Source organism: Cedecea sp. AS113 (assembly GCF_037152415.1).
GTDB lineage: Bacteria > Pseudomonadota > Gammaproteobacteria > Enterobacterales > Enterobacteriaceae > Cedecea.
In genome coordinates this window covers 149,923-163,897 of sequence record NZ_JBBCMI010000003.1, presented here as the reverse complement: position 1 = coordinate 163,897, position 13,975 = coordinate 149,923, and the positions used below count along the sequence as shown (strand labels likewise).

The 13,975-nt window shown below is 54.7% G+C and carries 14 protein-coding genes; 4 read left to right on the top strand and 10 right to left on the bottom strand.

The window, feature by feature from the left end; all coding sequences use genetic code 11:
- Positions 1–437 precede the first annotated feature (437 nt).
- Complete coding sequence (locus tag WFN87_RS04710; protein ID WP_008454549.1) at positions 438–1,292, top strand: nucleoside-specific channel-forming protein Tsx; 855 nt, start codon at positions 438–440, stop codon at positions 1,290–1,292.
- A gap of 41 nt (positions 1,293–1,333) precedes the next feature.
- On the opposite strand, the gene WFN87_RS04705 is transcribed toward WFN87_RS04710, so the two are convergent.
- The 7 genes from WFN87_RS04705 to queA form a co-directional block, all read right to left on the bottom strand.
- Positions 1,334–2,035, bottom strand: a complete 702-nt coding sequence (locus tag WFN87_RS04705) for a helix-turn-helix transcriptional regulator (RefSeq protein ID WP_034807592.1) — start codon at positions 2,033–2,035, stop codon at positions 1,334–1,336.
- Between the two features lie 60 nt (positions 2,036–2,095).
- Entirely contained in the window at positions 2,096–2,461 is a 366-nt protein-coding gene (locus WFN87_RS04700) for a VOC family protein (protein WP_166994395.1), read from the bottom strand.
- Between the two features lie 132 nt (positions 2,462–2,593).
- The gene (gene secF, locus WFN87_RS04695) at positions 2,594–3,565 is read right to left on the bottom strand and encodes a protein translocase subunit SecF (protein WP_008454542.1); all 972 of its coding nucleotides are present in this window, start codon (positions 3,563–3,565) and stop codon (positions 2,594–2,596) included.
- A gap of 10 nt (positions 3,566–3,575) precedes the next feature.
- Positions 3,576–5,423, bottom strand: a complete 1,848-nt coding sequence (secD, locus tag WFN87_RS04690) for a protein translocase subunit SecD (RefSeq protein WP_071842707.1) — start codon at positions 5,421–5,423, stop codon at positions 3,576–3,578.
- 27 nt (positions 5,424–5,450) lie between these two features.
- A complete protein-coding gene (gene yajC, locus WFN87_RS04685) occupies positions 5,451–5,783 on the bottom strand; it encodes a preprotein translocase subunit YajC (protein ID WP_166866388.1) in 333 nt (110 codons plus the stop codon).
- Between the two features lie 21 nt (positions 5,784–5,804).
- Entirely contained in the window at positions 5,805–6,932 is a 1,128-nt protein-coding gene (tgt, locus tag WFN87_RS04680) for a tRNA guanosine(34) transglycosylase Tgt (RefSeq protein ID WP_039290735.1), read from the bottom strand.
- 179 nt (positions 6,933–7,111) lie between these two features.
- Positions 7,112–8,182: a tRNA preQ1(34) S-adenosylmethionine ribosyltransferase-isomerase QueA gene (gene queA, locus WFN87_RS04675; protein ID WP_336983001.1), complete on the bottom strand. Its 1,071-nt coding sequence runs from the start codon at positions 8,180–8,182 to the stop codon at positions 7,112–7,114.
- Between the two features lie 114 nt (positions 8,183–8,296).
- Between queA and acpH the strand changes: the two genes are divergently transcribed.
- Positions 8,297–8,878 carry an ACP phosphodiesterase gene (gene acpH, locus WFN87_RS04670; RefSeq protein ID WP_166994392.1) on the top strand — a complete coding sequence of 194 codons (582 nt, stop codon included), beginning with the start codon at positions 8,297–8,299 and terminating at the stop codon, positions 8,876–8,878.
- A 200-nt stretch (positions 8,879–9,078) separates the two neighbouring features.
- Entirely contained in the window at positions 9,079–9,681 is a 603-nt protein-coding gene (locus tag WFN87_RS04665) for a peroxiredoxin C (protein ID WP_008454530.1), read from the top strand.
- Positions 9,682–9,733: 52 nt separating this feature from the next.
- Here WFN87_RS04665 and WFN87_RS04660 read toward each other — a convergent pair whose 3' ends face one another.
- The 3 genes from WFN87_RS04660 to WFN87_RS04650 all read right to left on the bottom strand — a co-directional run bounded on the left by WFN87_RS04660 (position 9,734) and on the right by WFN87_RS04650 (position 12,876).
- Entirely contained in the window at positions 9,734–11,602 is a 1,869-nt protein-coding gene (locus WFN87_RS04660; protein ID WP_336983002.1) for an amidohydrolase, read from the bottom strand.
- A gap of 20 nt (positions 11,603–11,622) precedes the next feature.
- Complete coding sequence (locus WFN87_RS04655; protein ID WP_336983003.1) at positions 11,623–12,168, bottom strand: antibiotic biosynthesis monooxygenase; 546 nt, start codon at positions 12,166–12,168, stop codon at positions 11,623–11,625.
- Positions 12,169–12,234: 66 nt separating this feature from the next.
- Positions 12,235–12,876, bottom strand: coding sequence for a hydrolase (locus tag WFN87_RS04650; RefSeq protein WP_336983004.1), 642 nt, complete (start codon positions 12,874–12,876; stop codon positions 12,235–12,237).
- A 163-nt stretch (positions 12,877–13,039) separates the two neighbouring features.
- On the opposite strand from WFN87_RS04650, the gene WFN87_RS04645 reads away from it, so the two are divergent.
- Entirely contained in the window at positions 13,040–13,957 is a 918-nt protein-coding gene (locus WFN87_RS04645; RefSeq protein WP_336983005.1) for a LysR family transcriptional regulator, read from the top strand.
- Positions 13,958–13,975 lie beyond the last annotated feature (18 nt).

Sequence of the window (13,975 nt, the reverse complement as noted above, 5' to 3'; positions counted from 1 at the left end):
CTCTCCCTCCGGGAAAGGGCCGGGGTGAGGGCTGAAGTCACCCCACTCATCCGCAAAAATGTGAAAGCAAAAGATGGCTAAGAGACATTTTCCGGCGAGGCGCGCCTGTCACACTCTTTCACACCCCCCGCACAATATGTGAAGCAAACCCCCTGTTATCATCTCGTCTTTATAGTGATCCATATCACACTTACATGTAACAACTGGGCATACGTTTGCGTAATTTGTCGAAGCAGGTACAATCACGCCGTTTTTAATGTGCGCAAACGTGAACGCAATCGATTACGCATATGAGAAGAATGTGAAATAGAACATATTTTTGTGAGCAGGGATTTCTATAATAGTCGCGCTGCAAAGGTCCTTCCCTGAGACCGGCGGCCAGGGATGACATCTCACATCCGCATCGCACCAAAATTACGTAAACAGTGGCTAAAAATATGAAAAAAATTATTCTGGCAGCCGGCACCGTTCTGGCACTTTCCAGCTCTTTCTCTGCCAGCGCAGAAGAAGCAAAAAACAGCGAATACCTCTCCGACTGGTGGCACCAGAGCGTTAACGTTGTCGGCAGCTATCACACCCGTTTCGGGCCGCAGCTGCGCAACGATACCTACCTGGAATATGAAGCGTTCGCCAAAAAAGACTGGTTCGATTTCTACGGCTACGTGGATGCGCCAGTCTTCTTCGGCGGCAACACTCAGGCGAAAGGGATCTGGAACCACGGCTCCCCACTGTTTATGGAAATCGAACCTCGCTTCTCCATCGACAAGCTGACCGGGACCGACCTGAGCTTTGGTCCGTTCAAAGAGTGGTACTTCGCGAACAACTACATTTACGACATGGGTCGTAACCAGGCTAATCGCCAGAGCACCTGGTACATGGGTCTGGGTACCGACATCGATACCGGCCTGCCAATGAGCCTGTCGATGAACGTGTATGCCAAGTACCAGTGGCAGAACTACGGTGCGTCTAACGAAAACGAGTGGGATGGCTACCGCTTCAAGGTGAAATACTTCGTGCCGATTACCTCCCTGTGGGGCGGTAAGCTGAGCTATATCGGTTTCACCAACGTTGACTGGGACTCTGACCTGGGCAACGAGCAGTACCGTACCAATAACTCCGTTGCGTCCAGCCACATCCTGTCGCTGAACTACGATCACCTGCACTACTCCTTCGTGGCCCGTTACTTCCATAACGGCGGCCAGTGGAAAGATGGCGAGCAGCCGTTCTTCATGAACGAACGCGTGAAGTCGACCGGCTTCGGCTACTACGTGGTTGTCGGTTACAACTTCTAATCGCCACCACTTGTAAAAAACCGGCCCGCTGGCCGGTTTTTTTATTTCTCAGGCAGGTAACCTTTGGCCTTCTGAAGGGCAATAAAAGCCTGCAGAGAACGATCGTGTCGCTCCTGAAACACATTTCCTGTTAAATGAATATCCCGGCAGCGATCCAGCCTGAAGCTACGATAATCATTCCGAGCCTCGCACCAGGCCACCAGCAGCCAGACCTCTCCCCAAAATGACAGCCCCAGAGGGTGAATATCCCGCTCCGTCAATTCCCCTTTTTCATCCTCATACAGCAAATGAACAACCTGGCATTTGTCGATGGCGGAATGAAACAGATCGAACCGGGCTTTCACCTGCGGAAACTTGTTAAAATTAGGCGAAATTATACGGCTACGTTCGGCAACCCGACGCTTTTCCGGGGTGAGCACTGCGAGAAGCTTCTCATGCACGGACTCGGCAGATTTCGCCAGCGTTTCTCCGCTCCAGGTTTGCACCATTCTTAACGCCGCAATCACCGCCTCCACCTCTCCGGTCGTCAGCATCAGCGGTGGAAGATCGTACCCGGCCAGCAGGCGATAGCCGCAGCCAGCCTCCCCTTCTATCGGCACGCCGGAGAGAGAAAGATCCTGAATGTCGCGGTAGACAGTCCGCTCTGAGACTTCCAGCCGTTCGGCAAGCTGTGCAGCCGTCGTCAGGCGCCTGCCGCGTAGGATTTGCACTATCTGAAATAATCGATCGGCTCTTCGGCTCATGGATGTTCCGGAAAAAATAAGGCCTGCCCGAGCGGCAGGCTTTAGCGTCAGTATTGAGGCTTAAACAGGCTGATGCAACCCAACGCGATTGCCTTCGCTGTCGATCATTAACGCAATCGTGCCGATATCATAGGGCAGCACCTGAGGACCAAAGTCAAGCCGGCCTCCCGCCATCTCTACCTGCTGTAATGCTTTAACAATATCGGGCGTATAAAGATAAATCACCGCGCCTGTCGCAGAAGGCACAAACCGCTCCCCTTTCACTAAAGAACCACCGGTGGCCGGTTGGTTATACGAAAATACAGCATTCTCCACGCCGGCTATCGTTTCGCGACGAAATTCAGCGTTCAGTACTCGTTGGTAAAAAGCGACCGCTCGCGCCATATCGGTAACGGGGATCTCAAACCAGTTGATGAGTGTGCTCATTGTTTTTCTCCTGTGTTGTCAGTAACCACGAGTCTACTGGCCCCCTCCTGACACCATACTGTCAGGAGAAAATCACCGGACGAAAAAAAACCGCAGCTCGAAGGCTGCGGTTTTATCAAACGCTTAACGCTATTACGGCAGAATGGACGGCTGATCCGCCCCTTCTTTCTCTACCTTTTGCTGCAGCATGTGCTCGCGCTTCATGCCCAGTTTCAACGCCAGCGCAGAGGCGACGTAGATAGAAGACACGGTACCGATGGTGACACCGATAAGCATCGTCAGGGAGAAGCCTTTCAGCAGCGCCCCACCGAACAGATACAGCATCAGGATAACCACTAAGGTGGTACCGGATGTGATCAAGGTCCTTTGCAGCGTCTGGGTCAGGGAGACGTTAAAGATCTCGTAAGGCGTCCCGCGGCGGATCTTGCGGAAGTTTTCACGAATACGGTCCGAAACCACGATGCTGTCGTTCAGCGAGTAGCCGATAACCGACATCAACGACGCGACGATGGTCAGGTCAATCTCAATGTGGAACAGCGACAGCACGCCCATGGTAATTACCACGTCGTGCGCCAGCTTGATAACCACACCGGCAGCCAGACGCCACTCGAAGCGGAACCCAACGTACACCAGAATCGACAACAGCGCGACGAGCAGCGCCATCGCACCGTTTTGAGCCAGATCCGCACCCACGCTTGGGCCGACAAACTCAATACGCTTCACTGCCGCATTCTGACTGGTCGCTTCGTTAATCACGCTCACAACCTTGCTGCCGAGCACCTGGCCGCCGGTTTCGCCTTTAGCAGGTGGCATGCGCACCATGATGTCACGGCTGCTGCCAAAGTTCTGCACCAGCGGCTCTTCAAAGCCCGCCTTCTGCAGCGCGGCGCGCATGGTGTCCAGCTCGGCTGGTTTTTCCAGCCCGATTTCGATAACCGTACCGCCGGTAAAGTCCAGACCCCAGTTGAAGCCTTTCACGCCGATAATCGCGACGGAAAGGATCAGCAGGATACCGGAGATGCCGAAGGCCCAGTTGTCCCAGCGCATAAAGTCATAGACTTTACGGCCGTGGTTCAATTGTTCAACAGTATATTCCTGTGCCACAACGCACTCCTTAGATAGACAGCTTGTTGATGCGTTTGCCGCCGTACAACAGGTTCACGATGGCACGGGTGCCGACGATTGCGGTAAACATCGAGGTCGCAACGCCAATACCGGTGGTAATAGCAAACCCTTTGATCGCCCCGGTGCCCACGGCATACAGGATGATAACTTTGATAAGCGTGGTGATGTTGGCATCGAAAATGGAGCTGAACGCGCCTTTGTAGCCTTCATCAATTGCCTGCTGTACCGAACGTCCGTTTCGCAGTTCTTCTTTGATACGTTCGTTAATCAGTACGTTGGCATCCACCGCTACCGCAAGGGTTAAGACGACACCCGCAATACCCGGCATGGTCAGCGTCGCCCCCGGCAGCAGGGACATGATCCCCACAATCAGCACCAGGTTAGCCAGCAGCGCAGAGGTCGCAATCAGGCCAAACTTCTTATAGAAGAAGACCATGAAGATGATGGAGACCACCAGACCCGCCAGGCACGCTTCCAGGCCCTGCTTGATGTTTTCCAGGCCCAGGGTTGGACCGATGGTACGTTCTTCAACAATCTGAATCGGCGCAATCAGCGCACCAGCACGCAGCAGCAGAGAAAGCTGGCGAGCTTCATTCGGGTTGCTGATCCCGGTGATGCGGAAGCTGTTACCCAGGCGAGACTGAATGTTCGCCACGTTGATAACTTCTTCTTCTTTCATCAGGACGGAACGGCCATTCGCGTCTTTCTTACCGCTGTCCTTGTACTCCACAAAGAGGGTTGCCATCGGCTTGCCGATGTTGTCTTTAGTGAAGTTAGACATGATGTTACCGCCAGCGCTGTCCAGGGAAATGTTTACCTGAGGCTGGTTGTATTCATCCATGCTGGACGTGGAGTCAGTGATGTGGTCCCCGGTCAGAATCACGCGCTTGTACAGCACAACCGGCTGACCTTCGCGAGTCTGCTTCACTTCGGAGTCACCCGGCACGCGGCCAGAGGCTGCCGCAGAGGCATCCACGTTGGTGTTCACCAGGCGGAATTCCAGCGTAGCGGTTGCCCCCAGAATTTCTTTGGCACGCGCGGTGTCCTGAATACCCGGCAGCTCAACCACGATACGGTCAGCACCCTGACGCTGCACCAGTGGTTCGGCGACGCCAAGCTGGTTGACACGGTTACGCAGGATATTGATGTTCTGCTGGACCGCGTACTCACGCGCTTCGCTCAGGCGAGCATCGCTCATCACGGCACGCAGCGTATTGCTCCCCTGGTTGGAGAACACCAGATCGCGATGGCGGGAGGAGAGGTAATCTCTTGCTGAGTCGCGCGCGCTTGAATCACGGAAGACGATGTCTACGCCGTAATTGTCGGCTTTACGCACGTTGGTGTAAGCAATGCCCTTGTCACGCAGGTCGCTGCGCAGGCCATCGATATTTTGTTCCTGGAGCTTGCCCAGCGCTGTGTCCATATCGACTTCCATCAGGAAGTGGACGCCGCCGCGCAGGTCAAGGCCGAGCTTCATCGGGTTCGCACCGATAGTCGACATCCAGCGAGGGGTAGCAGGAGCAAGGTTAAGCGCCACGACATAGTTGTCGCCCATCACGCTCATCAACGCTTCACGCGCGCGGAGCTGGGTATCGGTAGAGTCGAAGCGAGCGAGAATAGCGCCCTCTTCCAGCGCCACAGACTTAGCGGTGATATTTTCTTGTTTTAAGGTGTTTTCGACCTGGATCAGCGTTTGTTCACTGGCGGCGGCACCGCGCACGCCAGTTAACTGAACTGCCGGATCCTCACCATACAGGTTGGGAAGCGCATACAGCAGGCCAATCGCCAGTACGGCGATCAGCATGATGTACTTCCACAAAGGATAACGGTTTAACACGTGTAGTTCCCTTAGGGAAAACGAAAATTACAGCGCCTTCATGGTGCCTTTCGGCAGAACGGCAGCTACGAAATCACGTTTGATAACCACTTCGGTGGTATCGTTCAGCGCGATAGCAACATAGCCAGTTTCAGCTACTTTGGTCACGCGGCCAACCAGGCCACCGTTGGTCAGCACTTCATCACCCTTGGAGATGGAGTCCATCAGTTTTTTATGCTCTTTGGTACGCTTTTGCTGCGGACGCAGGATCATAAAATAGAAAATCAGGCCAAACACCACCAGCATAAGAATCAAAGAGTACGGGCTACCCTGCGATGGAGCACCTGTTGCAGCTACCGCATCAGAAATGAAAAAGCTCATTAAAATTCCCTCATTATTAAATTAATCAACGTTCAAAGGTGGAACCGGCTTACCTGTCCGCTCGTAAAAATCCGTCACGAAGTGGTCTAATTTACCCTCTTCAATGGCCTGACGTAAACCAGCCATTAAACGCTGGTAATAGCGCAGGTTATGAATGGTATTAAGACGCGCGCCCAGTATTTCGTTGCAACGGTCAAGATGATGCAAGTAGGCACGTGAATAATTGCGACACGTATAGCAATCACACTCGGCATCGAGCGGGGCGGTGTCATCTTTATGCTTAGCATTGCGGATTTTCACTACGCCGTCCGTCACGAACAGGTGACCGTTACGCGCATTACGAGTTGGCATGACGCAGTCGAACATATCGATACCGCGACGTACCCCTTCAACCAGGTCTTCCGGTTTACCTACGCCCATCAGGTAACGTGGTTTGTCGGCAGGGATTTGCGGGCAAACGTGCTCCAGAATACGGTGCATGTCTTCCTTCGGCTCGCCTACCGCCAGGCCGCCGACAGCGTAGCCATCAAAGCCAATCTCTACCAGACCTTTTACCGAGATATCTCGTAAATCTTCGTAAACACTGCCCTGGATAATGCCAAACAGCGCATTTTTATTTCCAAGGGAATCAAAGCGATCGCGGCTACGCTGCGCCCAACGCAGGGACATTTCCATGGAGCGTTTCGCGTAATCCCAGTCCGCCGGGTACGGCGTACATTCGTCGAAGATCATGACGATATCGGACCCCAGATCGTACTGAATTTCCATGGATTTTTCAGGATCGAGGAAAATAGGATCGCCGTTGATCGGGTTGCGGAAATGTACGCCCGCTTCGGTGATCTTACGGATATCGCCCAGGCTGAATACCTGGAAACCACCGGAGTCCGTCAGGATTGGGCCTTTCCACTGCATAAAATCATGCAGGTCGCCGTGCAGTTTCATGATTTCCTGGCCAGGACGAAGCCATAAATGGAAGGTATTGCCCAGGATAATCTGCGCGCCCGTGGCTTCAACTTCTTCCGGCGTCATACCTTTCACGGTGCCGTAAGTACCCACCGGCATAAAGGCCGGGGTTTCGACGGTGCCACGTTCAAAGACCAGGCGACCGCGTCGTGCGCGTCCGTCGGTGGTATCTAATTCAAATTTCACATTTCCTCCAGCACCAGAGAAACAGTCTGGTGAGTCAATTAACGCCGTGGGCGGTGCTCACGGCGGAATAAGCGGGGGTGGGTTACCCTCACCCCGGCCCTCTCCCTGGAAGGGAGAGGGAGAATACTTTCTCTGTTACCCAATACTCTCACGGGGGAGAGGGCCAGGGTGAGGGGCAATCACGCCCCCGGGCGTTCGTTTATCGCCTGCGGATTACAGGTAATGAACATCGCATCGCCGTAGCTAAAGAAGCGATATTCCGCTTTCACCGCCTCGTGGTAAGCGTGCATTGTGTTTTTATAACCGGCAAACGCGGAGACCAGCATAATCAGCGTAGACTCCGGCAGGTGGAAGTTCGTCACCAGCGCGTCGATCACTTTGTACTGATAGCCCGGATAGATAAAGATTTGGGTATCGCCGAAGAACGGCTCGATCAGGTCGTTCTGCGCAGCCTGAGCGGCGCTTTCCAGGGAGCGTACCGACGTAGTTCCGACCGCAATAACGCGATTGCCACGCGCTTTACAGGCCAGCACTTCATCCACAACGTCCTGGGGCACTTCGGCATACTCAGAGTGCATGATGTGGTCTTCGATGCTGTCCACGCGCACCGGCTGGAACGTCCCCGCCCCGACGTGCAGCGTGACGAACGCCATATCGACACCTTTATTGCGCAGTTTTTCCAGCAGCGGCTCGTCAAAGTGCAGACCTGCTGTCGGCGCAGCAACCGCCCCCGGCTTCTGGCTATAAACCGTTTGATAAAGCTCGCGGTCGGCTTCTTCATCCGGGCGGTCGATGTACGGTGGCAGCGGCATATGGCCGATGTTATTTAAGATATCCAGTACGGCGCGCTCGTCGTTAAACTCGACCTCAAACAGCGCATCGTGGCGCGCAACCATGGTGGCGTGTACGCTTTCATCATCGCCCAACAGCAGCTCGGCGCCGGGTTTTGGCGCTTTAGAGGCGCGAATATGTGCCAGAATGCGTTTATCATCCAGCATACGCTCGACCAGTATTTCAATTTTCCCGCCGCTGGCTTTACGGCCAAACAGGCGAGCCGGGATTACGCGGGTGTTATTGAACACCAGCAGGTCGCCGGGGTTGAGCTTGTCGAGCAAATCGGTGAAAGTGCCATGCGCCAATGCGCCCGTCGGCCCGTCAAGTGACAGCAAGCGGCAGCTGCTGCGCTCGGCTTGCGGATAATGAGCAATCAGGGATTCAGGCAGTTCAAAGGAAAAATCAGCAACGCGCATGGTATAGCACTCAGACTTAAAAACAGGCGGCTTAGTCTAGTGGCAGGGGGCTTTCCCTGCAACACGTTTACCCTGCTCAGGCCGTTTTAACGCCATAAATGGAATAACTATTCGATGAATTTTCTCGCCCACCTGCATTTGGCACATCTGGCCCAAAGTTCACTGCTGGGAAATTTGCTGGCGGATTTCGTGCGCGGCAGCCCGGACGACAGCTTTTCGCCCGAGGTCGTGGCCGGCATTTATATGCACCGCAGAGTCGATGTCCTGACGGACGGACTGCCGGAGGTGGCTTTAGCCCGCGGCTGGTTCAGCCCAGAGACGCGGCGAGTTTCGCCGATTTCTCTGGATGTCATGTGGGACCACTTCCTGTCGCGCCACTGGCATAAGGTTTGCCCGGATATCGGGCTCGAGGATTTTATCGCCTATGCTCGCGGGCAGATTGTGCCCAGGCTTAACGACACGCCGCCGCGCTTCATTAATCTTAATAACTATTTATGGCGTGAACGCTGGCTGGAGCGTTATCAGGATATGGATTTTATTGCTAACGTTCTCAATGGGATGGCGAGCCGTAGACCAAAACTTGATGCCCTGCGAGCCTCCTGGCACGATCTCGACGCCCATTATGACCAGTTGGAGGAGTTGTTCTGGCAGTTCTACCCACGCATGATGGTGATGGCGGAACAAAAAAGTTTGTGATCGTTCCCGGTTCACGTTAGAACAACTTGCCCTTTTCGAAAAAAGGGCTATCTTGGTTATCGGCATCAAGATATGCGTCTTTTTGATAGCCAAAACCTATCTGATTGATTGGCAAGATGCCATTGAGCTACATGGAATGGAGCCCCTATACTCCCCCCGTTGCGTTAACATTCACTTTAACAAAATTAACAGGAGTACATATGGTCCTGGTTACTCGTCCAGCCCCTGACTTTACCGCTGCTGCCGTTCTGGGCAATGGCGAAATCGTTGAAAACTTCAACTTCAAAAAACACACCAACGGTAAAGCCACCGTTGTGTTCTTCTGGCCGATGGACTTCACCTTCGTTTGCCCGTCTGAACTGATCGCGTTCGACAAGCGTTACGAAGAATTCCAGAAACGTGGCGTAGAAGTCGTTGGTGTATCTTTTGACTCCGAGTTCGTTCACAACGCATGGCGTAAAACCCCGGTTGATAAAGGCGGCATCGGCGAAGTGAAATACGCGATGGTTGCTGATATCAAACGTGAAATCCAGCAAGCCTACGGCATCGAACACCCGGAAGCGGGCGTTGCGCTGCGCGGTTCCTTCCTGATCGACAAAGCCGGTATCGTTCGCCACCAGGTGGTTAACGATCTGCCGCTGGGTCGTAACATCGACGAAATGCTGCGTATGGTTGACGCGCTGCAGTTCCACGAAGAGCACGGCGAAGTGTGCCCGGCTCAGTGGGAAAAAGGGAAAGAAGGCATGAACGCGTCTCCGGACGGCGTTGCTAAGTACCTGAGCGAGAACGTTGCTAAGCTGTAATGGCTAAGCAAGTTCGAAGAAAAGGCCGCGATTGCGGCCTTTTTTGTTTTTGTCAGAAGGCGAAGCAGGAACAGCCCATCATGCCCCAGAACGCCGTCTCATCGCCGACGGGAATCGAGGAATTACGCGCCACATCATGCTGATGCCCGTGGACGTTACAGCTCCCGCAGCACTGATGCACCGATGCCATCATCCCCACTTTTGCCGCCGCTGGTGGCGCGGAGCGGTAATGCCCCGGCACGTTCACCACAGGCGACCAGTCAGGCACAACGGGAATGGCTGGCGGTGCCAGAGGCGTAAAGGCTCCAGTGGCATAAACCACTTTTCCATCCACCACGGTCATCACCGATTCAATACCCTTGATAGCCTCTTCCGCCACGCTGAAGTAGTCCTGAGACAGCACAACCAGGTCAGCCAGTTGCCCCGCCTGAATCCGCCCTTTCTTGCCCTGCTCGTTAGAGAACCAGGCGCTGCCTGCGGTCCATAGCTCAAGGGCGACATCGCGGGACATACGGTTATTCTCGTCGTACATCTGCATACCGCCCACAGTGCGCCCGGACACCAGCCAGTAAAGCGCCGTCCACGGGTTGTAGCTCGCCACGCGCGTGGCGTCGGTGCCTAACCCCACGGGCACACCTGCGGCTAGCATTTTCGCCACCGGCGGCGTTTGTTTCACCGCCTCAATCCCGTAGCGCTCCGCATAGTATTCGCCCTGGAAAGCCATGCGGTGCTGAACCGCAATCCCACCGCCCAGCGCCTTAACCCGGTCGATATTGCGTTCGGTAATCGTCTCTGCGTGGTCAAACAGCCAGTGCAGACCGTTGAACGGAATATCGCGATTGACCTTTTCGAACACGTCCAGCATGCGGCTGATGGACTCGTTGTAGGTGGCATGCAGCCGGAACGGCCAGCGGTGTTCAACCAGATGGCGCACCACACGCTCCAGCTCCTGTTCCATGCCGTCCGGCAAATCCGGGCGTGGCTGCAGGAAGTCTTCAAAGTCTGCCGCCGAGAACACCAGCATTTCACCGGCCCCGTTGGCGCGGTAGAAGTCGGTGCCCTGCCCCGGCGCCAGCATGTCGGTCCATTTTTCAAAATCTTCCAGCTCATGCTGAGGGCGCTGGGTAAACAGGTTATAGGCAATGCGCACCGTCATCTGCTTTTTACTGTGCAGCTCGTCGATAACCTGGTAATCCTCAGGGTAGTTCTGGAAACCACCGCCCGCGTCAATCGCGCTGGTCACGCCCAGGCGGTTCAGCTCCCGCATAAACTGCCGCGTTGAGTTCACCTGCATCTCCAGCGGCAGTTTCGGCCCTTTTGCCAGCGTGGAATAAAGGATCATCGCGTTAGGCTTCGCCACCAGCATTCCGGTCGGATTCCCGTTGCCGTCACGGACAATCTCGCCACCCGGCGGGTTTGGCGTCTCTTTGGTATAGCCCACCGCTTTCAGCGCGGCGCGGTTGAGCAAAGCTCTGTCGTACAGATGCAGAACGAATACCGGCGTATCGGGCGCGGCCTCGTTAAGTTCTTCGATGGTAGGCATGCGGCGTTCGGCAAACTGGAACTCTGTCCAGCCCCCCACCACGCGTACCCACTGCGGAGACGGCGTGCGCAGCGCCTGTTCTTTTAGCATGCGCAGGGCATCGGCCAGCGAAGGCACGCCTTCCCAGCGCAGCTCAAGGTTGTAGTTCAGCCCGCCGCGAATCAGGTGCAGGTGCGAATCGTTCAGGCCGGGGATCACCGTGTGGCCTTTCAAATCGACGACCTGGCTACCTTCTCCGGCAAAGCTCATCGCATAGGCGGTGCTGCCCGCTGCCAGAATTTTACCGTCTTTAATCGCTACCGCTTCGGCAAGCGGATTCTCTTTATCCAGCGTGTGAAACTGGCCATGAGTTAAAATCAGTGAGGCATGTTGAGACATAATCAGGGACTCCTGAGAAATCATGCTTTTTTTAGCCAACCGGCAAACAGCTTCGTCACCATCGGCATCCAGAGCCAGACCACCAGCGCTACCACGCAGGCATCGTTAAGCAAGTGCCCGGGAAGCGTGCCGCGTAAACCTGGGAACAACATGCCCGTCAGCCACGGCACAAGGTTGGTACTGGGGAAGATTACCAGCAGCGTGATCAGGAACTGCTTCCACTGCGGCGGGCGTTTCACCGTCGCACTTTCCGGGGTAAACCAGAAGGCCGTTTCGGTGTGCACCTGCACTTTGTCGTCATCGGCAAGAGAGGATTTGATCTCTGCCACAAGGCGATGGCGTTCAGGGGAGTCAGTCCAGGCATTGAGATGCTCGAGCGTGTCGAAGCGAATCACCACGTTATAGGTGTCGTTCCCGGCCGTGGGGCGAATCACATGTACCCCAAGGTGACCGGGGAAACGAGCGGCGGTCGGCATGATCTTTTCCAGCCATTGTTCGTAGCGAGCGGCCTCGCCTGGCCGGATTTCGTGGGTGATCACCAGCGTAACGGTATTGTTGTCGGCCATGCCGCAATTCCTGAGTCAGAATAGGGAGGAAAAACGGAGCGGCGAACCCGCCCCGAGTGTGATCCATCAGGCTTTACGTTCCGGCGCGCCGTGAACCATCGTATAAGCGTAGTCGACGCCCATGCCATAAGCCCCGCTGTGCTCACGAACCAGGTTCATCACCGCGTCATAAGTTTCTTTGCGTGACCAGTCGCGCTGGTACTCCAGCAGAACCTGCTGCCAGGTCACCGGCACGGCACCGGCCTGCACCATCCGGTCAATGGCGCGTTCGTGGGCATCCACAGAAGTCCCGCCGGAAGTGTCGGTCACCACATACACTTCAAAGCCTTCTTCCAGCGCCATCAGCGCCGGGAAGGTCAGGCACACTTCGGTCCACAGCGCTGAAATAATCAGTTTTTTACGGCCCGTCGCCTTCACCGCCTCAACAAAGGCTTTATCTTCCCAGGAGTTCATGGAAGTACGCTCAATGGGCTTAATGTCAGGATGAACAGCTAATAATTCAGGCCAGATATAGCCGCTGAAGCTTTTGGTTTCGACGGAGGTATAAATCGTCGGCACCTTAAATATTTTGCCCGCCTTTGCCAGCGCCACGGTGTTATTTTTCAGGGTCTGGCGATCGATATTCGCCACGCCGAAAGCCATTTGCGGCTGGTGATCGATAAAAATAAGGGTGGAGTTAGTTGGGTCAATCAGTTCACGAATAGACATTTTATTCCCTCAGCTATCAATGAGTTATTAAGGTATCCATCTCTGGATGACGCCTTTATTTTCTGCATACAGCCGCAGGGTTGATAGCCGGAATTTTCTAACGTCTTATTTAATTTTTTGGTGATAGACTTTTGCAAGGCCAAAGCCCGAACGGATTATCACTATGCGCGTAAATTTAGATGTGCTGCTCATTCTTGATGCCTTAGATAAGCACGGCAGTTTTGCCGCCGCCGCTGAATCGCTGTTTAAAACGCCTGCGGCGCTGAGTTATATGGTGCAGAAGCTAGAAAACGATCTGAATATTAAACTTCTGGATCGCTCAGGCCATCGGGCAAAATTTACCGACACCGGCAGGATTGTGCTGGAAAAAGGGCGGATGGTGCTCAGCGCCGCGAAGGATCTGGAAAGCCAGGCTTTGCGCTCCACCTCCGGCTGGGAAAAAACGCTGACCATTGCGCTGGACGGTTCATTTCCCTTCCACCTGCTGCTGCCGTTGATGGAGGAGTTCTACGCTCTCGACCAGCAAACCACGCTTAATTTTACCCACCATACGCTGGCAGGAGCCTGGGAAGAGCTGACCCACAACGGCGCGAACATTATTCTCGGCGCCATTAACGAGCCGCCGACGTCATCCGAATACGCCTACAAGATGCTGGGCACGCTGGACAACGTGTTTGTCGTCTCCCCCAAGCACGCGCTGGCAAAAGCGGAACATGTGCTTTCCAGTGACGAAGTTTGCCGCCATCGTGCGGCCATCATTGGCGATACGGCACGTTACTGCCAGCCAATCAACACCAATTACATTGAAGAGCAAGAACGCGTGGTGGTGTTCGACTTCCCTAGCAAGGTCGCTATTTTAGTCTCGGGCCTGGCCTGCGGATTTTTACCCCGCCACATCGCCCAGCCACTCCTTAACAGCGGCAAATTAATTGAAAAACCAGTTGTATCGTTCCGCCAGACGGACGTGACCTACATCGGCTGGCATAACCGGGGTGAAGGCCTGGCCGCACGCTGGTGGCGAGAAAAGATCATTGAAGGGGATTTGGTCAACGCCCTTTATCAGCCCCCGGCGGAGAGCTAAACCTCTCCCCGCCGGGTT